Origin of the sequence: Alicyclobacillus sp. ALC3, from assembly GCF_028751195.1 — a bacterium.
Taxonomy (GTDB): domain Bacteria; phylum Bacillota; class Bacilli; order Alicyclobacillales; family Alicyclobacillaceae; genus Alicyclobacillus_L.
The window spans coordinates 757996-778544 of record NZ_CP066784.1; the positions used below are offsets into that span (position 1 = coordinate 757996).

General features: G+C 57.3%; 28 protein-coding genes and 2 tRNA genes. 4 read left to right on the forward strand and 26 right to left on the reverse strand.

The genetic code is table 11. The annotated features are described in order from the left end of the window. Positions 1-10 precede the first annotated feature (10 nt). The 22 genes from JC200_RS03570 to JC200_RS03675 are packed head-to-tail and all read right to left on the reverse strand — an operon-like array spanning position 11 to position 11632. Positions 11-181, reverse strand: a complete 171-nt coding sequence (locus tag JC200_RS03570; RefSeq protein WP_274434816.1) for a hypothetical protein — start codon at positions 179-181, stop codon at positions 11-13. A 5-nt stretch (positions 182-186) separates the two neighbouring features. Then, positions 187-609: a hypothetical protein gene (locus JC200_RS03575; protein WP_274434817.1), complete on the reverse strand. Its 423-nt coding sequence runs from the start codon at positions 607-609 to the stop codon at positions 187-189. A 14-nt stretch (positions 610-623) separates the two neighbouring features. Beyond that, positions 624-854, reverse strand: coding sequence for a hypothetical protein (locus JC200_RS03580; protein WP_274434818.1), 231 nt, complete (start codon positions 852-854; stop codon positions 624-626). Continuing rightward, complete coding sequence (locus tag JC200_RS03585) at positions 851-1693, reverse strand: hypothetical protein (RefSeq protein ID WP_274434819.1); 843 nt, start codon at positions 1691-1693, stop codon at positions 851-853. The genes JC200_RS03580 and JC200_RS03585 overlap by 4 nt, the downstream gene beginning before the upstream one ends. Continuing rightward, complete coding sequence (locus JC200_RS03590) at positions 1694-2143, reverse strand: hypothetical protein (protein ID WP_274434820.1); 450 nt, start codon at positions 2141-2143, stop codon at positions 1694-1696. Between the two features lie 33 nt (positions 2144-2176). Next, positions 2177-3031, reverse strand: coding sequence for a DUF1376 domain-containing protein (locus tag JC200_RS03595; RefSeq protein WP_274436456.1), 855 nt, complete (start codon positions 3029-3031; stop codon positions 2177-2179). Positions 3032-3049: 18 nt separating this feature from the next. Further along, positions 3050-3562, reverse strand: coding sequence for a putative metallopeptidase (locus JC200_RS03600; RefSeq protein ID WP_274434821.1), 513 nt, complete (start codon positions 3560-3562; stop codon positions 3050-3052). Between the two features lie 24 nt (positions 3563-3586). Next, on the reverse strand, positions 3587-4375 hold the full coding sequence (locus JC200_RS03605; protein ID WP_274434822.1) for a phage antirepressor: 789 nt from the start codon (positions 4373-4375) through the stop codon (positions 3587-3589). After that, positions 4368-4538, reverse strand: a complete 171-nt coding sequence (locus JC200_RS03610; RefSeq protein WP_274434823.1) for a hypothetical protein — start codon at positions 4536-4538, stop codon at positions 4368-4370. The genes JC200_RS03605 and JC200_RS03610 overlap by 8 nt, the downstream gene beginning before the upstream one ends. Continuing rightward, complete coding sequence (locus JC200_RS03615) at positions 4535-4735, reverse strand: hypothetical protein (RefSeq protein WP_274434824.1); 201 nt, start codon at positions 4733-4735, stop codon at positions 4535-4537. The genes JC200_RS03610 and JC200_RS03615 overlap by 4 nt, the downstream gene beginning before the upstream one ends. Before the next feature lie 5 nt (positions 4736-4740). Beyond that, positions 4741-5451, reverse strand: a complete 711-nt coding sequence (locus tag JC200_RS03620) for an MBL fold metallo-hydrolase (protein WP_274434825.1) — start codon at positions 5449-5451, stop codon at positions 4741-4743. Next, positions 5451-6455: a recombinase RecT gene (locus JC200_RS03625; protein WP_274434826.1), complete on the reverse strand. Its 1005-nt coding sequence runs from the start codon at positions 6453-6455 to the stop codon at positions 5451-5453. Before JC200_RS03625 ends, JC200_RS03620 begins: the two co-directional genes overlap by 1 nt. After that, a complete protein-coding gene (locus tag JC200_RS03630) occupies positions 6455-8431 on the reverse strand; it encodes an AAA family ATPase (protein ID WP_274434827.1) in 1977 nt (658 codons plus the stop codon). The genes JC200_RS03625 and JC200_RS03630 overlap by 1 nt, the downstream gene beginning before the upstream one ends. After that, positions 8428-8658 carry a hypothetical protein gene (locus JC200_RS03635; protein ID WP_274434828.1) on the reverse strand — a complete coding sequence of 77 codons (231 nt, stop codon included), beginning with the start codon at positions 8656-8658 and terminating at the stop codon, positions 8428-8430. The genes JC200_RS03630 and JC200_RS03635 overlap by 4 nt, the downstream gene beginning before the upstream one ends. Then, positions 8645-8821 (reverse strand): hypothetical protein, encoded by a 177-nt coding sequence (locus tag JC200_RS03640; RefSeq protein WP_274434829.1) that lies wholly within the window; start codon positions 8819-8821, stop codon positions 8645-8647. Before JC200_RS03640 ends, JC200_RS03635 begins: the two co-directional genes overlap by 14 nt. Beyond that, positions 8818-9009: a hypothetical protein gene (locus JC200_RS03645; protein WP_274434830.1), complete on the reverse strand. Its 192-nt coding sequence runs from the start codon at positions 9007-9009 to the stop codon at positions 8818-8820. The genes JC200_RS03640 and JC200_RS03645 overlap by 4 nt, the downstream gene beginning before the upstream one ends. A 14-nt stretch (positions 9010-9023) precedes the next feature. After that, entirely contained in the window at positions 9024-9242 is a 219-nt protein-coding gene (locus JC200_RS03650) for a hypothetical protein (protein ID WP_274434831.1), read from the reverse strand. Then, positions 9242-9760, reverse strand: coding sequence for a helix-turn-helix domain-containing protein (locus JC200_RS03655; protein ID WP_274434832.1), 519 nt, complete (start codon positions 9758-9760; stop codon positions 9242-9244). Before JC200_RS03655 ends, JC200_RS03650 begins: the two co-directional genes overlap by 1 nt. Positions 9761-9820: 60 nt before the next feature. After that, positions 9821-10000 (reverse strand): hypothetical protein, encoded by a 180-nt coding sequence (locus tag JC200_RS03660; RefSeq protein WP_274434833.1) that lies wholly within the window; start codon positions 9998-10000, stop codon positions 9821-9823. Then, the gene (locus JC200_RS03665) at positions 9997-10740 is read right to left on the reverse strand and encodes a Rha family transcriptional regulator (protein WP_274434834.1); all 744 of its coding nucleotides are present in this window, start codon (positions 10738-10740) and stop codon (positions 9997-9999) included. The genes JC200_RS03660 and JC200_RS03665 overlap by 4 nt, the downstream gene beginning before the upstream one ends. An 11-nt stretch (positions 10741-10751) precedes the next feature. After that, positions 10752-11372, reverse strand: a complete 621-nt coding sequence (locus tag JC200_RS03670; RefSeq protein ID WP_274434835.1) for a BRO-N domain-containing protein — start codon at positions 11370-11372, stop codon at positions 10752-10754. Continuing rightward, a complete protein-coding gene (locus JC200_RS03675; RefSeq protein ID WP_274434836.1) occupies positions 11369-11632 on the reverse strand; it encodes a helix-turn-helix domain-containing protein in 264 nt (87 codons plus the stop codon). The genes JC200_RS03670 and JC200_RS03675 overlap by 4 nt, the downstream gene beginning before the upstream one ends. 141 nt (positions 11633-11773) lie before the next feature. Between JC200_RS03675 and JC200_RS03680 the strand changes: the two genes are divergently transcribed. The 4 genes from JC200_RS03680 (at position 11774) to JC200_RS03695 (ending at position 16099) form a co-directional block, all read left to right on the forward strand. Next, positions 11774-12499, forward strand: a complete 726-nt coding sequence (locus JC200_RS03680) for a helix-turn-helix domain-containing protein (protein WP_274434837.1) — start codon at positions 11774-11776, stop codon at positions 12497-12499. 24 nt (positions 12500-12523) lie between these two features. After that, a complete protein-coding gene (locus tag JC200_RS03685) occupies positions 12524-13057 on the forward strand; it encodes a PH domain-containing protein (RefSeq protein WP_274434838.1) in 534 nt (177 codons plus the stop codon). A 163-nt stretch (positions 13058-13220) separates the two neighbouring features. Beyond that, the gene (locus tag JC200_RS03690) at positions 13221-13835 is read left to right on the forward strand and encodes a DUF4352 domain-containing protein (protein WP_274434839.1); all 615 of its coding nucleotides are present in this window, start codon (positions 13221-13223) and stop codon (positions 13833-13835) included. 752 nt (positions 13836-14587) lie between these two features. Continuing rightward, positions 14588-16099 (forward strand): recombinase family protein, encoded by a 1512-nt coding sequence (locus JC200_RS03695; protein WP_274434840.1) that lies wholly within the window; start codon positions 14588-14590, stop codon positions 16097-16099. Here JC200_RS03695 and JC200_RS03700 read toward each other — a convergent pair. From JC200_RS03700 to serC, 4 genes are all read right to left on the reverse strand, one after another. Next, positions 16078-16154, reverse strand: a tRNA-Met gene (locus JC200_RS03700). The genes JC200_RS03695 and JC200_RS03700 overlap by 22 nt on opposite strands. A 4-nt stretch (positions 16155-16158) precedes the next feature. Then, a tRNA-Ser gene (locus JC200_RS03705) sits at positions 16159-16252 on the reverse strand. Positions 16253-16468: 216 nt separating this feature from the next. Continuing rightward, positions 16469-17692 (reverse strand): HAD family hydrolase, encoded by a 1224-nt coding sequence (locus JC200_RS03710; RefSeq protein ID WP_274434841.1) that lies wholly within the window; start codon positions 17690-17692, stop codon positions 16469-16471. Between the two features lie 1546 nt (positions 17693-19238). Further along, the gene (gene serC / locus JC200_RS03715) at positions 19239-20348 is read right to left on the reverse strand and encodes a 3-phosphoserine/phosphohydroxythreonine transaminase (RefSeq protein WP_274434842.1); all 1110 of its coding nucleotides are present in this window, start codon (positions 20346-20348) and stop codon (positions 19239-19241) included. Positions 20349-20549: the final 201 nt, after the last annotated feature.

Here is a 20549-nt window from a genome sequence, read left to right on the forward strand (position 1 = left end):
CGTCCTCACCTCACTCCGTGATGTCCGCGTTTGTCACGGTGTGGCGCGGTGTAATGCGCGCCGAAACTCCGTCGTCCATCATGCCGTCATATACGGCCTGCGCTAAGGATCGTGTCCACGGTCCAGTTGCATGCCAGCCGTCATCACCTTTGAACCACACGACCCACAACTGCTCGTCCACGTTTGTCACTCCTCCCGCCATACAGGTATCACGCGCGGGTCAGCGGGCCGGGGCACCGTCTGCTTTTGAATTTCCTCGTGCAACTTGTAGTTGAGCCACGATGGCCCTTTCCAGTTGACAACCTCGTGTGCCCTCAGTTCCGCCAGTCGCCAGTCAGTAACCATGCCAATGGACTTTCCAGTGCTCAGTTCGTCTATCACCCAACCTGCTCCGTTGTGATACAGGCCGAAGTCGAATCCCTCGACGCTGAACTGTTTGCCGATGACTTCTTTCCACCCGGTGTCCAGGTACGTGTAGAACGCGATGGTCGTCAGTAGCTCCAGCGCTTTAAGACCTTCTTCTGCGTCTCCGAGCATGTCCATGAGCATGGCGCATTCTGTGGCAGTTGCGCCCAATTGGTCACGCAACTCGTCGCTTGTCCGTTCCACGTTTGTCACTCCCCTCAGATCGGCAACACCAGCTGCTCGCCGCCCCACTTCTGCTCCGACTCCAAGTCAATCGCGTGCGACAGGCCTTCCAGCACTTCGCGGTAGCGTAGATACTCAGGCAATGCGCCGTACCGCTCTGCATGCTGGCGTTGCATCCACTCAGGCTCTGCGAACGACACTGTTACCTTGGCTGAGAGTGCCTCCATCGCGACGTCGAGCGTGCGGTTCCAGTCGGCGGCGGTCATTCCTCATCCACCACCCAGAACTTCGCTGGCGGTTGCTCTTTGGTGAAGTAACCACCGGGCCCGCGCATACTCACGAGGGAACATAACTCTTTCGGCGTTCTCGCCTCGCGAATGAATTGCGTGTAAAGCTCTCGGTAGTACGTGGCATCCCGACGTATAGGCTGTGCAATGAACCATCCATCGTGCCCGGACCTCTGTTCAATCCAACGCATCCGACAAATTAAGGCCTCGCGTGCGTCCGGCTCAGTCTCCAACACCGTCGATTCGATGAACTTCCGAGCTTCCTGCGAGAGCGCCAGCTTGCATGACCACCCGTTTTCCTCAGCCAGAAAGTCTGCGAGGGTTGTGGTCTCTTCGATGGCCTCGCGCCATGCACTTGAGACAATCGGGTGCCACTCCAACGCGTGTTGCGGGTATTCGCTCGTAAACGACTGGTAATAGGCGAGTCGTTCCGGGAACTTCATCGTCTTGAAAGCCTCAACCAATCGCGGCTTGACGGACGCTTTGTCGGGCATCTGAAACGCCTCGTCGCGACCAAGGTAAGTCCACTGGTCGCGGTACGGGTCGAAGTGTGTCCAGTCCTCTCGACTGTCCCGGTACCCGTCCGAGTGCTTTACGTTCGACCGCCTCACCCAGTGCCATAGTCGAAACTCTTTTCGGTTGTCCCAGAACCCGCGCAGTCCTGTGCAGACGCCGTCGAATTCAACTCCGTTGTTCCAGTGGACATGGACTCTGTCGCCGAGTCTCAGCGATTCCGGGTCCGGGTTGTCCTTGGCGAGTTCCTCGCGCTCAAGCGACTCTGCATAGTCGAACAGGTCGAGTTGTACTGCCACATTCACTCACCTCGCATACTCCAATTCTCTTTCCCTCGGCTTGTCCACGCGCTGGTAGGCAATCTCCACGCCCTGGCGCCTCATCTTGCATATCTCCCGCTGCAGGCCCCATGGCGGCCGTCCAAGCGCGTACGCCAGGCTCAGCACATCGTCCTTCCCCCACCACTCCGCCAGGTACTTCAGATCCCGCTGCTTCCACGGCTTACCTGTGTTCGGGAAGTATGTAAGCCACTCGCCTGGCGCAATCTCCGAGAGGCCCGTGTACCGCTGCAGGATGCTTGCGCTGATGCGTACCGCGCGCCTTGCAACCGGCCGATGTGGCAACGGTTGACCAAGCGTGGCCTGTGTAGGCTCGCTCGGGAACAACAGCTCCATGAACGACATTTGCACACTGGTCAACTTGCCATCACCTGCCGGATTTGGTAGAGTTGCTCCGACAGGAAAACTTTCGGTCATTTCCCTCGCTCCGTAGGCGAGGGTTTTTTGTGTCTAGCCCTCTGGGAACAGGGCGTAAAAGTTCGCGTACCGCGGGTCACGCTCTGCGCCAGCTGCCTGTGCCGGGGCGCGTGGGCTACGCGCTCCGCGTGCCTTGTCGATTGACACGGCCACCTGCGCTCGGCTCTGACTCTCCGTCCAAAGGTCGAGGATGGCCCCAAGGCAGTAGCGTAGCGACCGGATTTTATCCTCCGCGTGTTTCGGCTGGTGATGATCGAATGCGGCATCTATGCCAGCCAAGATGGTCTCGCGCGGTACCCCTTCACCGAGCAACTTCTGGAGCGCCTCGTAGTCGCGCCCAAGTACCTTGTACCCCGGGTTGACCATGCGAACCTTGAGCACGCGCTCCACCTCGTTCTCGAAGTCTGGAACAGTCATGTCATCCACACGCGCTTTAGTAGTTGCTGCTAGATCTTTTTCTGGATCTGGATCTGCTTCTGCATCTGTCTCTGTTATGGGATTGCGTTCGCTATGCGTTCGCATTGCATCCGCATTACGTTCAGACTTCCCCCAACGCTTGTTTGCGGCCTTGGTGTTGTTTGCGCTTTTCTCAAGCACGGCGCGCCATTCAGCGTCCAAACGTTTGTTGCGAACGCGCCCGTCAGAAACGTGAAAAACGGCTCCAGAACCATCAAACAAAACGGAACGTAATTTTTTCCACCGCTTCAGGCTGACGTGCAAAAGTTTCGCAAGATTGGCGTCGTCGTCATCTAATGAGCAATCTTTTCCGCCATTCCACATGTACGCGAGCAGCGTGATGTAGGCGCCAGCCTCTTCAAGCGAGAGCACCTGAACGTTCCCATCTGACAGCCAATCTCTCGGATAGAACGGGAAGTATGGCGCGTCCAGTGTCGTTCCCTCCTTGCGTCACCCCGTGGAGCGGGCCGAGTAGTCCTCAAACAAGTCTGCTTGGTACGACGCATTCCTCACGGCTTGCGCGAACTGCTCGATACCCTGCTCCCACAGGCCGTGGCGTTTGATGACGTCGCTGAATTCCTCCACGTCGTGGTCACGGATGCCCCAGCTGTCTGAGTCATCAGCAGCCGTCCAAGCGTCCACCCACCCCTGTTGCTCGTCGTCGTAGTGACGCTCAGACTTGCGACTGAAGTGGCAGAGCTCGTGGTCGACAAGAGCTAGACGCTGGTCGTGCTTGAGTGCTTCCCATGCTTCTGCGTTGACGAAGACGAACAGTTGTTTCCCGGTCATGTGACGCTCGAACGCAGTGCACTTCTTTGCCTTCCCTGCCCAGTCCGAGGTGCCGTAGCGGAAGTAGAACCCAATCAAATCTTTTGCGTCTGTAAGGTGCGGATGGTGGTCGTCAATGAGCATCGCGGCCACCGCACGCACTGTCGGCGCCTCTTCAAAATCAACTCCCGGCATGAACAAAACCTCCCTCACTCGTGTTTAGACCTCTACCAGCCTCTTCGCTTGCTCAGCCAGAAACTTGCGGACGAAGTACAACTGGCCTTTGCCCGTGACCTTCGTCGTCTTGCTGACCGTCGTGTAGCCGTCTGAGTGGACGACAGGCGTTTCCTTGACCTCGAACAGCCCGAGTTCCATCGCACGCTGTGTCGGCGTGTTGCGGTCCGTTCCGGCGCGCTTGACGAGGTACCCGTGGTTGCGCAGCCAGTCGAACAGCCGCTTCTCGCCAGTGTCGATGCCGTTCTGCTTGAGGACGACGGCCAACTCGCGAATGAGGATGGTGTTTGCGCTCACTGACACCGCATCGGCGAAGATGACCTTCGGCTCCTGGAGTCGCAGCTGGTGCTGTAATTCGGCGTTGCGTTGCTCAGCCTCAAGACGTGCGAGCTCAGACTCGCGTGCCAGGTCGATGAGTTCCAGGCGGCTGAGCATGCGGGGTGCGCCGTAGCTGCCAGTCTTGCGAATCTGCGGGATGACTTCGTGCGTTATCCAGCGTTTGAACCGCTTCGCTTCATCCTTCCGGCTCCGCAGAATCAACGAGTATAGACCTGGCTCATTGACGACTGAGACCTGTTGCTTTCCGCCAAGGGTGTCCATAGTGTGGACGCCCTTTTCGTCATCATCGAGCAGCGCGAGAGACGAGCGCATGTTGCTCAGGCCCAGCACATCACACACGTCCTTGGCAACAAACCACGGCTCGCCATCGATGCTGACGACGCGCACATCGCGGTTCTCGAATTGAAACAGTTCAAGTGCCGTTTGGTTACTCACCCTGACCGCCTCCGTCTTCGTCGTCTGTCGGTTCAAATATCCAATCGCTGAATCCACACTCGCTGCACCCGTCTGTAGGCTTGTCCACATACGTCACGCCAGTCAGCGGAGTGTGTCCGCAGTTGGCGCAGAAGAACATGCCGCGTTCCTCGTCTTGGCTCACGGTTGCACCCCCGGTACATAGAACTCAGTGATATGCGGATGATGCTTGCTCACGTGTATCGGTGGTAGAGGCCGTGTAATCGCCGCAAATGCCGCTCCCATGAACATGAGGATGAGCACGAACCATCCGACCGTCTGCCACACTTTGCGCTTAGGGGAACCGCTGTTGCGCGGCTCCCACTGGTCTAGACGGGCCATGTCCTTCACCGCCCCGCGACGCGCACTTGCACGCCTGTTACCTCTTGGACCCGACGCTTGAACATTGCTTCGTCGCTGTTCGAATCGCTCAAGTGGATAAGCCAAATCTCCTGCACCTTCTTCAGGTCGTTCGCTCGCAGAAAGTCGAGTGCGTTCTCAAGGCTGAAATGCGACCGAATCAACCGTTTTTTCATGACTGCCGGCACTTTGCCAGCCGCGATGTTTGAATCCAGAATCTCGATGCTGTAGTTGGTCTCGAGCATGATGTGTGTCAGCCCCGAGAACGTGTATTTGCAGTAGAATGTGTCGGTCAGGAACACCAGCTTCTCGCCCGTTCGGTTCGCCAACAGGTACCCAAGCGGCTCTGACACATCGTGCTGCACGTCGAACGGCATCACGGTCCAGGTGCCAAGCGTGAAGGGCTCGTGTGCCTTCACCGGATGTGCTCTGTGGTGTCCGTCGAGTCTCAGCGCGTCCCACGTGCCGTAGCTGGCGTAGACATCGACACCGGCCTTCATTACCTCGCGGACGCTCTTGCTGTGGTCTCCGTGTTCGTGGGTCAAGAGGCAACCGGCGATCTCCGACATCCGAAACCCAACGCCGCGCTGAATGTCCTTGTAGCGGATACCCGCTTCCAGCAGCAGCTTGGTGTGCCCGTCGTCAATCAGATAGGCGTTCCCGGCACTGCTGCTGGCGAGCGGCTTGATGGTGAGCATCAGAACGGCACTCCGGCTTCGACTGGCTGCGGCGTATCGTCAAGATTGAGTTCTGTCTGACTTGCCGCGCTGTTTTCATCCGAAACGCCGTAGTCGATGTCAATCGTCTGGCGATTCGCATTCTCGGCAATTTCCTCGTTCACCCGCGCCTGTTCGGCATCGCCCTCCAACTGGCTCAACCGCAGATAGTCATCGTCGATTTTCTGACTGTCGATGGTGATGTCGCCGTACGCAGCTCGATAGATGGTTTTCCAAACCATCTTTTCGTACCAACCTTCAACCGTTTCCGTCCCTGTCTTTCTGTTCTTCCCCGTGTCCGGGTCTCTCTCCCAAACGTCTTTCTCTCCGCCCCAGAACTCTGTGCTTGCGTAAGTAGGTTTGCGCTTCATGATGTCCTTGAGCGATAACACGACCAGCCGGTTCTTCTCCGGTGCCTGCGAGTAAACGTGGTAGTAGAAGCCGCCTTTGATGTCGCCGCGGTCGAAGTCGTTGGTGATGCGGAACTCGTAGCCTTCGTACTTGTTCGTGGAGTCTTTCTTGATAGAACGGAACTCATCAGTGGAGTAGACGACCTCAACAATCACAGCATCAGGAACGTTGAGTCCGTACTTTGTAGCCTTGAGCTCGATGCCGCGATACCCCTCGACGAATGTGATGTCGTACTTCCCGGTGGTGTTGTTTTTGAAGGGGACCATGTTGATGTGATTCTTCTGTGCCGGGTCGAATCCGACCCGAGCGCAGGCAACAACGTCGCGGGCGAGTTTCTGCATGTTGACGTTCTCCCACGTGACAGGCACTGGGTCTCGCTTGTTTTCGTACTTCTTCATCCGCTTTTCCTCGGCCATTTTCAAGGCGGAATCCAGTGCGATGAAGTAGTTGCCGACGAGACGTTTTTGAAAGTTGGTCAGCGCCAGTTCCCCCACACCGGAACCGAATTCCGACATGACTTTCACGGTGAACGCTTCTGACGCAGGCAACCGTTTCTTCTCGAGTTGAACGGACATTATGCCGCCTCCTTCGGTTCGTGTTTGGTCTCGATACGTAGCGTTTTGTCCTTTTCAGAGACGACCAAGTTGACCACCTGCGCGTCTACGTCGATGAGTTTTGTCACAGACTCCCGGTTGTCGATGAAGATGACTGCCGTGATGCCGTAGTGCTCAGACAACGTGTTGATGATGTCGAGCCCGACGTTGATGCGTGCGGCGTTGTTTAGACCCGAACCGTACGGCACGCCATTGTAAGTCGTCTGACAGGTCTCCGACACGCCACCGTTGATTTGCGCCTCGAACAACTTGAACCGAGCAAAACGGAACTTGCCGTTGATGCGATCCTCGAGCATCTGCACCTTCGTGCGAATGAACTCTTCGGTCAGGTACAACTGCTCTTCCAGCGTCTCGTACTCTGCCGCGAGGCGCCGTTCCTCAGCGCTCAGCTGCGCGATGCGTTCGTCGAGCTTGGCGACCTGGTCGAAAGAGGCGAGTTTGGATTCGGTTGCACGCAGTTCATCACGCAGGTCCATCAGTTCACGACGCACCCTCTGCACGGCATCGAGGTTGGATGAGCGCAGTTGCAGGATGGATGCCTTGACCGCTTCCAGTTCTGCATGCTTGGCGGCGTACGCCGGGTCGTCTGTCGGGTCTGTCGCCTGCTCTTGCATGGACCGCAGTTTGTGTTCTGCCGCCTGTTGCTCGGTTTGCGCGTCGAAGAGTTCCTGTAGGATGGCGCGATGTTCCTGACCAAGGCGCTCGTTTTCCGCCTTTAGCCTCGCCGCCTCAGAAGCTGACGTCTTGCCTTGTGCGACGATTTGTTCCAGGCGATCGGACTTGTGCTGGTTGAAGTGCCCGAGTGCCTTGTCGCGGCTGGACTGTACCTGTTCTTCCGGGAGCACCTGACCGCACGCCGGGCATATGTCGTCCGTCGAGTCCGTGAACTGCTCGGCGTTCACCGTTGCCCATTCGCCGCGCAACTTCGCGGCTTCACGTTCGCGTGTGGCCAGCGCAGTCTCGTTGTCTTTAATTTGGCGCTCCATATTTCTGGCCTGGTAGTTCAGGTCGGCAGCCTTCTCTTTCCACTGCTGAACAGTTCCGTGTTGCTGTGCGATGGCAACAGACGCGCCTGCGCCCGCTTGATTCTTGATGGCAATGAGTCCGCCCTCGATTTCGCGCTGGCGCTTCTCCTGCTCCGCAATCTCGCCGCCCGTCTGAATGCGGTTCAGCTCAGATTCCTTGCTGTCGACCTCAAACCGTAGTTGGTCAATCTTCGTCTGCAGGTCCGCTTCGATCAGACCGGACGTGTCAGGTTTGGAGCGCTCAACTTCGTCGATACGCACCGGAATCTTTTGCAGTTCGTCGTTGATCTCTTTCCGACGTGCCGCAATGATTTTGCGATGGTCCTCGATGGAACGACCAGCGAGAATGTCCGGCAGCTTCGCCAGTGCGTCATTCGAAGAAATTACGTCTGCATCCGACACGTCGCCACAGACCTCGAGCAGAATCCGACGACGTTCCTGCCAACTCAATTGCTCGTTGAAATAGGACGGCGACGTGAGAAGTTTGAAGATAGGCTCGTCCACAATCGCGGCGACCCGGTCTTTGAACTCTTTGAGCTTGGCGGGTACGCCGTCGATGAAGTAGTTGGTCTCGTGGCCGGTGAACTCTGATATCGCGAACCCGCGCTTCTTCACCCACTTCTCGGCGTACACTTTGCGAAGCGTCAGCGGCCGTCCGTCGATTTCGAGCGTTGCCTCTACCTCATGGTCCAACCCCGGCAACGGATTGCCGTTCGCGTCGAGTGTCTTGATGTCGAAGTCCTTGCGGTTTGAGGAATCCTTATCGAACAACAGCCACAGGAACGCATCGAACAGCGTGGTCTTGCCAGTGGCGTTGTCGCCGAATACGTCAGTCGTGGTACCGAAGTCCGAAGTCAGGTCGCGCACGCCTTTGAAGTTGCGCAGCGTCAACCGGGTCAATGTGATATTCATGCGCTCTTCGCCGCCCTTTCTCTTTGGATGCGGTTGATGGCCATTTGTAGCCACTCGTTTATCTCTTGTAGGCTCTCTACTGCCCCATCGGCAGTTAGTTCCGCGTCTTCGTCCTCAGCCAGCGCAACCAGTTCGTCTCGGATGTACCTAGCGACGACCGACGCCTCTGCGTACCCTGGCCCCTCGAGTTCCTCGGCTAGTTCTGTCAGTTGCTCAACTAGTGGCACCCTTCGTCACGTCCCTTCGCTCAAGTTCTCGCACGGTGTGTTGCAACTGCACCCGGGCGTGTTCAATCGCCTCATGCGCTGCATCCGTGTCGCCTGCGTCAATCGCTTTGTCTGCGAGGAAAAGGAACAACTCGACCAGTTCCATGTAGACGCGCACGTTCACAGGATGCCGCCGCCGAAGGCGACCAGGTTGTCGCTCACGTCCGTATGCGTTACACTGGCCTCAATCAGTTTTTGGTTTGTGTTCTCAGTCGCCTCGCTCGCTACGGGGCGACTTACTTTGTGTGCCTGAATCTCGTCGAGAGTCTTAGCAGCCTCGCGTAACATGTCCTCGAACGATGGAATCGCCAACTTCCTCACCTCCCTCAAATCGTCGTGCGACTGTCAGCAATCTTGCGGTACAGCGTGATGACCTTCCGGTGTTTGGCGTTCCATTCAGGATGAGCCTGCATCGGGATGTGATATTGCCGTTCCATGTTGGTCATCAATAGCGACAGGGCTGCATCTCTGTCCGGGCCCAGATTCAGGTTCATCACGACCTCGTATGCGTCTTGATAAACAGCCAAACTGTTCGTCTTGTCCATCAGTCACCCCTCACATATCGCTTACCTTTCAGCCTTGCGTAATGGTCCCGACTCAGTTGCAGCATGGAGAACCCGTACTCCCTACACTGGATGCCGATGTAGGTGCTCAGTGCCACCTCGTTGTCCATGATTTGCAGCAGGTGCTGGTACCTGCGTTTGCGTTCGCCTTCGGTCTCGGCTACCGGCGGCTTGATGGTGCTCCACTGTTGTACGGCCTCGATTGATTCGTGCAGTTCTTTGAGGCACATCTCGCGGACGACCGCACGGTGCAGGTCCACATTCGGCCCGTTGAGCCACGCCGGGCCCCAGCCGCCGGACATCTCCCGCGCCAACTCCAGCAGGATCGCCGGGTCGTCGAGAGCCTGTCCAATGCGCGGCGCCATGTCGGCCGCTATCTTGCGGTTGCCGCGCTCGATTTCTGAAATCATCTGCTGCCCATACGGAGCGCCGACGGCTGACTGCGATACGCCGCGCGCCTGCCGACTCTCGTGGAGGGCTTGTGGTACGGTCACACGCACTCACCTACTTTGGTGGTATTTGGTTGAGAAGGTACGGATGGTAACTTTAGTAAAATGAATCTAGTGAGACGCGACTTGTTCTACTTCGGTGCGCACGGCCGGCTGCCCGAACACTTCCGGGAACTCTTCCTTAAGGCGGCCGAGCAAAAATCGTGCAATGAGTTGCCGTGCCTCTTCCGGGTTCGGGTGCGGCTTCTCGACGACCACCCAGTGGTCCGTCCATTCCTGTTTGCGTGTCATACAGGCTGAGCCTGCTTCTCCAAGAGCTGATGGATGAACGCTACGCCTTTCGGCGTGACCAACGTTTGCGTCTTGTTCTCGATGCCTGTTGTGAAGTGCGTGATGGTGTACTGCCGAACGCGGAAGCACCCACGGTCCATGTATTCCTGGTAGGGCTGGTTATACCGTGCGCCGCTAGACATCAGGACTTTATGGTCTCGCAGAAACGCGAACAGTTTGTTCGGTCCTATCCCTAGTTCTTTGGCAACTGAACCGATAGGTTGCGCGTTGTCCGCTGACATTGCGACATCGTAGAGTGCGACCTTTGGAGCTTGCTCTTCGAGTTGCTTCTGCATGGCCTCGTTTCTCTCGGATGACTCAGCGAGTGCTCGGAGCGCTTCCGGATAGTTTCGCGGAAGGCTGAACTGCTCAATGAGACTACGAGATTTCAGTTCGGACTCCATACGCCGAAACTCTTGGATGTACCGAACCTTGAACTGCATCGCCTCGTGGCCTGTGTAGCCCATCGCGAGAATCGTGAAGCCATCTTCCGTCAAGACGTACTTGCGGTATTCTTGTCCGTTTTGAGGGTTCGTGTAGTGGGTCTCCTCAAAATTTAGGACACCCCACTCGCCATCGACTTCAGCGAGAATACCTGCGATGTCGCGCACGACGTTGTCGTGACGTTTCCCAAACACCGTTGCCACAGTCAGACTGTCCGTCACTGGCCTGTCGTTTTGGATGAATACCAACTCGTTCACGAGGTCACCTCCTACTGCGCATACTTGCCGTACACCGTTTCGGACACCGACAGGTCGAGGCCAAACCTCTCTACCGTTGCCATCAGGTCAACCGTGTCATCGAGAACTGCTTGACGCTTAGCCAACATTTCCGGCGACATGGCTCCTTTCTTCACCATCTTGGGGTGGCCGTACAACGTCGAGACAGTCTTGTTGGCGATGGTATTGGCCTTGATGTAGTCGACCTTCACGGGTTGGCGCAACGACTCCCTGAGTCGTTCCATCGCTTCCATCTGGTGTTCCTTGTCGAGCATCCGAAAGACTTGGAAACCTTCGAGACCGGAGGCATGACGCAGCGACTCAAGAACATCGAATACCCAGTCCTGAAAGGCCGTTGCTTCCTTCTTGCGACTCTTGAACACCAGTCGGTAAATATTCTTTGGACTGACCGCATTGACTTGTTGTTCACGGCCCATCGAGTCGATGGCCTTAACAGTAGTAACCCCATCTGACGGTAGACTCTTCAATGCTCGGGTGACTTGATGCAGCTCCAACGCGCGGCAGATATCGACCGCGACGCCCCACCACTCACCGGGATGCTTGTCAACGAATCGGATGGTACTGCCGTTCCAGTTCTCTGTGCGGATGTTCACGAGGTCACCTCCTTAGGCGCTGGTGGTTGTGCCGCGGATGTTTCATCCTTAGAATCTAAGTTCTTGTCCACAAAAAAAATCATCGGATCTACATTCAACGCCTTGATACAAATGTTTTTGAACTCTTCTGCCCGCATGGGAGACGTTCCGTCAAGAATACGGTATATGCGCTTCTCGTTAATTCCGGCGCGCTTCGCCACAAATAGTTTTGTTATTCCGTGGTCTTCCAAGTACTTGCGAAGGCGCTCTTCTGTTTTCATACCTTCCCCTCCCGTCCTGTGAATCTAAGTATTTCATGTGACAAACATACTACTTAGGATATAAGGTGTCAAGCGTTTTTTCACATTATCTAAGGAAAATGTCTTAGGGATAAAGGTACAAGTTAGTATATACAGGTAGAGGTGAGAACGATCAAAACATTTCCAGCCAGGCTCCGGTCAGCACGCGAGCGCACCGGATTATCACAAACGGCAGCTGCTAAGAAAATCGGGATTAGTCCAAAAACCATGAGTGGCTACGAAAACGAAGTCAGCTCTCCGGACTACGACACGTTGGCGAAAATCGCGTCTTTGTATGGGGTGACGACGGATTTCCTTTTAGGGAGGTCCAATGTCCCATTTTTAAATGCACCACGCAAACCAACCGGGAACCAGACCCTTGCGGAACGGCTCGCGGCGGAAGGGGTTGCTCTACCAGCCCCGCAAGACACGTCCGACCTCATCGGCAGAGGCCCCCTGCGAAACATTCCTATCGTCGCGGAAATCGCGTGTGGCGAGCCTTTGTTCACTGAGGACTCTATCATCGGCTGGCAGGCTATTGATACAGGCGCTGTCAACCTGAACGGTGGCGAATACGTGTGGCTCAAAGCCAAAGGGGAGAGCATGATCGACGCCGGAATCAGAAGCGGCCAGTTGGTTTTGATTCGGCTACAGCCAGAAGTCGAACATGGAGAAATCGCGGCCGTGTGTGTAGATGCGGAGAATGCAACGCTGAAAACGGTCATGTTCGACGGGGACCAGATTGTCCTTCGACCTGAGAATAAAACAATGGTCCCCAAGACATACGACAAAGCACGCATTAGGATTGTCGGTAAGGCGGTGCCGTTGCCGTTTTGGAGCGGCGTGTGATGTCATAAAAGGGATGTGCTGAGGATGGGTGTTTCAAAAGAAGAGATCGAGAGGCAACTCGCGGAGCTTGGAAAATTCGATCGCTGGTTCACCAAGAAGGAAATCAAGTATCTTCCCGAAGTTATTGAACCTGGTGAGAAGATTCACGCCGTAACAAGCGGTATGCATGACAACTCCACATGGCTGATCGTGGCGACCCAGCGGCGGATTCTTTTCTTGGACAAGGGTATGATGGGCGGCTTGAAACAGTTGTCCATTTCCCTAGACAAGATCAGTGGCGTTCGACATCAAGCCGGGTGGATACAAGGAAAGATTGAAATTGATGCATCCGGTGTCGCTAAGAAAATAGAAAATATCTCGAAAGAAGATGTAGTCAGAGTGGCGAACGTCGTCTCGCGTCTACTGGCCGAAAGGGAAAGCAAGAACGAAGTGGCGGCATCCACGGAAAGAGACGACTCGGTATCGAAACTTGAAAGGCTTGCGAAATTAAAGGCACAAGGCGTTTTGACCGACGAGGAGTTTGCGGAAGAGAAGAAGAAAGTGTTGCGTGGTATGTGATCGGCAATTGCTGGCCCCCTACCGCATCTATGCAATAAACACAAACCCGTACCGGGTGTGTGGTGGTTGAGGTAAGGCATAGGCTAAAGAGGTAAGATTGCTCTAGGTGCGTAACTATCGCATCTATGCAATAGAGACAAACAAACAGTAGGGGTGAACCAAGATGGCAGGCAAACCGAAGAAAGCGTTATGGAAGCGTTGGTGGGTATGGGTTGGTGGATTCGTTGTCCTCATCATCATCATTGCATCCGTCGGGAATGGCGGCGCGAGTTCGACGCCAACCACGGCACCGGCAGGCAACTCCACGACTGGTGGCGCGGCAAAAACACCAAACACCACGAAGCCAGTAGCGAGCAAGCCTACAGCGCCGAAGTCGACTACACCGGTCTACAGGATCGGAACCCCGGTGACGGTTGGACATCTCACCGTGACCGTTGACAAAGTGACTTACCAGCAACAAATCACAAATGCGATCGGTAGCCTGAGTGCCAAGAGCGGGATATGGATGATTGCCGAGGTAACGGTCAAAAACAACGATACAAGCGCTCACACCATTGACTCATCTATGTTCACGTTGCTACAGGGCAAGTCGAAGTATCAGGCGTCAAACAGCGCGACGATGTACATGAACGGCGTCACTTTCTCGTATGACCAGCTGAACCCCGGACTGTCCGAGACAGGTACCTTAGCGTTCGACGTGCCTGCACAAGGGAAGTATCAGATGCAAGTCACCGGGGGCATGTTCTCTCTGTCGAGCGCGACGATAAACCTTTACTAAAGCCGCACAATTTTACAGGAGTGATACCATGCGCGCCGTTGCCTATGCACGGTACAGTTCACCACCGAATGCAAGTGACGCACAGGTGCGCGCTTTGTGGTAGGATGGACGCGGGGTGATTTCGTGGCAAAGCCCGGAGTAAAACGCGAGGACCTTAGTGGCGCGAAGTTCGGAAGATGGACAGTGTTGGGGCACGTGGGACAGACCCGGAGCCGAAAAAGCCTTTGGGAGTGTTTGTGCGACTGTGGAAGAAAGAAGATCGTCCCAGGCGATTCTCTGAAAGGCGGCCGAAGCAGGAGTTGCGGGTGCCTAACGATCGAAGCCACCATCGGCAGGACAAAACATGGAGACGCGCGGCGTGGCGCGAGCAGACGAAAAATATATAATGCGTGGTCCGGTATGCTCCAAAGGTGTGAGAACAACAACCACGGCAGTTATCGACTTTACGGAGGCCGCGGCATAAAGGTCTGCGATGAATGGCACGACTATCCGACGTTCAAGGACTGGGCGCTCCGCCACGGCTACTTCGAGGGTTGCAATATAGACCGGGTCGACCCCTCCGGCAACTACGAGCCGTCCAATTGCAGACTCGTCACACCTCTGACGAATGCGAATAACCGACGCAACAATGTGGTGCTGCAGCTATATGGCGAGAAACGCACGGTGTCCGAATGGTCTAGGTTGGTAGGGATCAACGAGAGGGCGATTCGTAGCAGACTGCATAGAGGATGGACGGTCAAGGAGGCATTGGAATGTCCTTTAGGGCAGCATGCTACGCGAGATACTCCAGCGACAGCCAGCGCCACGAGAGCATTGCCGCTCAAGCGAGGGCAATAGAAGAGTACTGCAAGCGACGGGGCTACACGCTCGTCGCTTCTTATGTTGATGAGGCACTAACGGCGACCTCCGACCGTCGCCCCCAGTTTCAGCGGATGATCGAAGACTCAAAGACGCGCACCTTCGACGTTGTTATCGTGCATAAGCTGGACCGCTTTGCGCGGGACCGTTATGACTCCGCGTACTACAAACGCCAGCTCCGCACGAACGGTGTGCGCCTCGAAAGTGTGCTCGAGAACCTCGACGACAGCCCTGAGTCTGTGGTGCTGGAGTCTGTACTTGAAGGAATGGCGGAATACTATAGTAAGAACCTTGCACGGGAGGTGCGCAAAGGGTTGAGAGAAAACGCAATGAAGGCGAAGCACACGGGTGGCCCTCCGCCGTACGGCTACCGCGTCAATCCGCAGACGAAGGAATTGGAGATCGATGAGGCGCAAGCGCCAGCTGTGCGCTACTACTTTGAGGCAATGGCGGCCGGAAAGTCGTTGCAGCAGATTACTGACGAAATCAACGGGATGGGGTACCGCACGCGGCGCGGCAATCCGTTCACCAAAAACTCATTTTGGGAGTGGAGTCAGAATCGCAAGTACATGGGAGTCTACACCTGGGATGTGCATGACGCGAAGAATCCAGACGGCACAGCGAACGGTCACCGTGTGCGCGATTGGGACAAGCAGACGGTTGTGGAGGGTGGGGTACCCCCTATCGTCACCAAAGAACTGTGGGAGCGTGTGAACGCGACTGTAGAGGGGCGCAGACGCGCGCCTGGAGAGTTCAAGGCACAGACTCCTTACCTGTTATCAGGAAAGATCCGATGTGGAGAGTGCAACGAGGCATACGTAACGATGTCAACCACCAAGACACGAGGCGAAAAGCGTTATCGCAACTCCTACTATCGCTGCCGTGGGTGCAAGGATTCGATCCCAAAGGATCGCCTCGAGGAACGTGTCATAGAGATTCTGGACGAGAAAGTGTTCAGTGCGGAAGCCCTCCAAAGAATTGTCCAAGACGTAAAGCGTGCGCTTAGCGACGAACGGCGAGCGCTGAGTCGCGACGAGAAGCCAGTGCGCAAAGAGATCGGTGAGTTGTCCAGCAAGATAGACCGCATGCTGGATGCCATTGCAGACGGCACCGTCACAACGGACTTGGTGCGTGACCGGTTGAAGGCAGCCGCAGATCGCAAGACCGTTCTCGAGGCCGAACTTGAACGAATGAACAAACTAAAGGACGTCGCTATCCCTGATGAGGTGGTCACGAGTTATCTCACCACACTGAAAGACCGCCTGCACGTCGGCAATGACACCGAGCGCAAGGCGGTCATCAGTTCTCTCGTCGAGTGGATCGAAATTTCGCACGATAGAGAGGCACGAACCCGCAGTATTAAAGCATCTGTCTTGCATTTCATTGGTAGCGGCGGAGGGATTTGAACCCCCGACACCACGGGTATGAACCGTGTGCTCTGACCAACTGAGCTACGCCGCCATGCTGGCGGAGAGAGAGGGATTCGAACCCTCGAGACGGGTTTAAACCGCCTACACGATTTCCAATCGTGCTCCTTCGACCAACTCGGACATCTCTCCGTGGCCTTGCGATCACCATGCCTCTCGACAGGCGACATGTGATATCTTAGCACGACAACCTGTCTGCAGGCAAGCGGAATCTTAAGGCAAACGCGACGTTCCATCGCGGCGGTTTTCCGCAAGTTTCCCAGAAGCCGCAAGGCAGTTGCAGGCCACGTGCCGGCGAGCTGCGATGCGGCTTCCGGGAGGCTCTTTGGGATGTCGCCGCGACGCTTCCTACAGGTTGAACAGCCCTGCGACGCCGAGCGCGTCGGAGAGGATGTGGTCGGCGCCGCGATCCTCGAAAATTGGTCGCGCCCCCTCACCTTCCAACCCTGTCAGAACGGCGGCGAAGTCGCAGCCGATGGCGCGCGCTGCGAGAAAGTCTGCGACCGAGTCGCCGACGACGAGCACCTTCTTCGCTTCGTCGGCCGGCAGCGGCAGCGGGTGCGCGAGGACCTGCTTCACGTCGCGCGTCCGCAGATAGCTGCGTAGGTAGGAAAACGGGTTCGGCTTCGAGAGCGGCGCGGCTTCCGGAATGGCGCGCTCGGTGTTCAGCACGTCGCTCGCGGTCGTGATGCGCTCGCGGTCAAAGGGCTGCAGCCAGCCGATGGCGTCGAGCGGCACCATCGTCTCGAGCTCCGGCCGTCCGGTCGCGATGCCGAGCGAGACGCCTGCGGCCTTCAGCGACTCGAGCATGGAGAGGAAGGCGGGGCGGTCGACAAGCGCGATCTCGTCGGTCAAAAACCCCTTCTTCCCCGCTTGCCGGGTCTCGTTGACGTGCGCATCGCCGACGTACCACTCCTGGAATGTCTGCTGGCAGACGTCCCAGAGGACGCGGCCGCTCCCGAATGGGGTGATGCCGGGTAGCGCCCGCTGCAACACAGCCTCGACGGCGGCGAACAGGCCGGCTTTGTCGGCGGCAGGCTCGACTTCAGCGACGAAGTCGGCAAATTTTACGGCCGCGGTGACGTGGGCGGCGGCGACGTTCGCGGCGGCGAGGTGCTGGCCGAGGGTGTGGAGGGCGGCGCGACTCCAACCGTTCGCGACGGCTGGCTCCAGCGCGGCGCGGACTTCTGCGGCTCCCGCCTGCGCGACCCAGGCCTCGACGAGGTACGCGATCTGCATCGCCGCCTGCAGGTACACCATGTCCCAGTTGGCGTTGACGCCACGGCTCTTGATGGCGTACAGCACGGCGTCGTCGGCGAACACGATGCGGCGAATGGCGCGGATGTGCTCCTCGGCGAGGTCGACGGTGAACGGGGGCAGGGCGGTTGCTTGGCTGGCGGCGGTGACGTTGGGGGCGGCTGCGTTGCCGGCCGCGGTGACGTTGGCCTCCACCGGTCGCGCCAGGTACTGCGGGCTGTGGAGAATCTCGTATACCGTCAACGCAGACGCGTCAAAGTAGCGCTCCTCACTCAGCATGACTCCATCGACGTCGAACAACACGGTCTGGTACACGGGGATGCTCCCTTCGTTTCGATAGAGTGTTGGTGCAAACTTATGGGGTGTAGATCCCGGCTGCGGCTGCTACCGGGATCGGATGCTAGGTCGGATTCGGGACCCGATTCGCGACCTTCATCGGGATCCGATTCGGGATCGCGCTAAGTGTCATTTTGAGACGGATGCCTGGACGGCGCGGCTCAGAGTGTCATTCTGACTCCTACAGCCGGGCCCGCTGCCCTCTAGGTGTCATTTTGACTCCTACAGCCGGGCCCGCTGCACGCTAAGTGTCATTTTGACTCCTACGGCGAAGGCAAGGTGGTGTAGGTGTCATTCTGACACCTACGTCTGACTGGATCCGCTCGCAAGTGTCAATTTGACACCTACAGCCGAGCCCCCCGCACGCTAAGTGTCATTCTGACACCTACAGCCGGGCCCGCTGCACGCTAAGTGTCATTTTGACACCTACAAGCCGAACCCGCTACCCGCTAGGTGTCATTTTGGCACTTACAGCCGCGTCCGCTGCCCGCTAGGTGTCATTTTGACACCTACAGCCGGGCCCGCTGCACGCTAAGTGTCATATTGACTCCTACAGCCGGGCCCACCGCCCGCTAAGTGTCATTTTGACACCTACAGCCGAGCCCGCTGCACGCTAAGTGTCATTTTGACACCTACAGCCGGGCCCGCTGCACGCTAAGTGTCATTTTGACACCTACAGCCGGGCCCGCTCCTCGCTAAGTGTCACTTTGACTCCTACAGCCGGGCCCGCTGCACGCTAAGTGTCATTCTGACACCTGCAGCCGGGTCCACCGCACGCTAATTGTCATTCTGACTCCTACAGCCGCGTCCGCTGCCCGCTAAGTGTCATTTTGACACCTACAGCCGAGCCCGCTGCCCTCTAGGTGTCATTTTGACTCCTACAGCCGGGCCCGCTGCACGCTAAGTGTCATTTTGACTCCTACAGCCGGGCCCGCTGCACGCTAAGTGTCATTTTGACACCTACAGCCGAGCCCGCTACCCGCTAAGTGTCAATTTGACTCCTACAGCCGAGCCCGCTACCCGCTAAGTGTCAAAATGACACCTACGGTCGGGCCCGCTACCCGCCAAGTGTCATTTTGACACCTACAGTCGAGCCCGCTGCCCGCTAGGTGTCATTTTGACACCTACAGCCGGGCCCGCTACCCGCCAAGTGTCATTTTGACACCTACAGCCGGGCCCGCTGCCCGCCAAGTGTCATTTTGACACCTACAGCCGGGCCCGCTGCACGCTAAGTGTCATTTTGACACCTACAGCCGGGCCCGCTCCTCGCTAAGTGTCAATTTGACACCTACAGCCGAGCCCGCTAGCCGCTAAGTGTCATTTTGACACCTACGACGAATGGCAAGGTGGTGTAGGTGTCATTCTGACACCTACGTCTGACTGGATCCGCTCGCAAGTGTCATTCTGACACCTACAGCCGAGCCCACCGCCCGCTAAGTGTCCATTTGACTCCTACCGCCGGCCCGCCGAGCCCACCGCCCACGCGGCCCCGGCCAGCCAACCAGCCGCATCCAGTAGCCTGCCCTTACCCGTTGACGCGGCGGAAGCTGTCCATGAACTCGACCAGCCGCTCGCAGGCGTCCAAGCTGACCGCGTTGTACAAGGAGGCGCGGCAGCCGCCGACCGAGCGGTGACCGCCGAGGCCGACCAGGCCGTTCTCTTCCGCGGCGGCGAGGAAGGCTTTATCCAACTCCGGCGTTGGCAGCCGGAACGTGACGTTTGTGGTGGAGCGGCCTTCCGGGACGCAGTGGCCCTGGTAGAAGCCACTGCTCGCGTCGATGGCGCCGTAGACGAGGTCCGCTTTGCGACGACCGAGATCGGCAGCGGCTTCGACGCCGCCTTGCGCAGCGAGCCACTCGAGCACGAGGCCGACCACGTAAATTGCAAACACCGGCGGCGTGTTGTACAGCGAGTCGTTCGCCGCGTACTGGTCGTACCGCAGCATGACGGACAGGTTGCGCTCGTCGGCGATGGCCGTCGACTGCTCGACAAACGACTTTTTGACGATCACGACCGTGACGCCAGCCGGGCCGAGGTTCTTCTGGGCGCCTGCATAGATCATCGCAAACTTCGAGACATCGATTGCCCGCGACAGGATGTCGCTCGACATGTCCGCGACGAGCGGCACACTGCCTGTGTCCGGGAAAGCCTTCCACTGCGACCCGACGATGGTGTTGTTCGATGTGACGTGCAGGTAGGCGTCGGACGGGTTGACGGCGATGGTGTCTGCGGGCGGGATCTGACGATACCCGTCCGGCTTGCCGTCGAACGCGACGCGGGTCGGGCCGACGCGCTTCGCTTCGTCGAGCGCCTTCTTCGACCAACTGCCAGTCAAGGCGTACGCGCCGCTGCGTTCGGGCGTCAGGTAGTTCATTGGCAGCATCGCGAACTGCAGGCTCGCGCCGCCTTGGAGGAAGAGGATGTCGTAGTCGTTCGGCACCTTCAAGAGCTGACGGAGCAGGTCCTTCGCGTTCTGGTGCACGGCGGCGTACGCCTTGGTGCGGTGGCCGAGTTCGAGCATGGAAATGCCGGTACCGTTGAAGTTGAGCAGTTCCGCCTGCGCCTTCTGCAAGGCTTCAAGCGGCAAGGCGGCTGGGCCGCCGTTAAAGTTGTCGACTCTGTCCGGATGGTTCATCCGACTCTCTCCCCTCTATCTACGCAAATATCTACGCGAAAACCGGGCCAGAAAACTAGGCTAACTACCAGGACCGGGCGCAGCCGTAAAGAGCGCCGGCACAGCGGCCGCGATCCGAACACACTCAGTCCGAACACACTCAGTCCGAACACATTCAGTCCGAACACATTCAGTCCGAACACACTCTGGCAACCCGCCTTC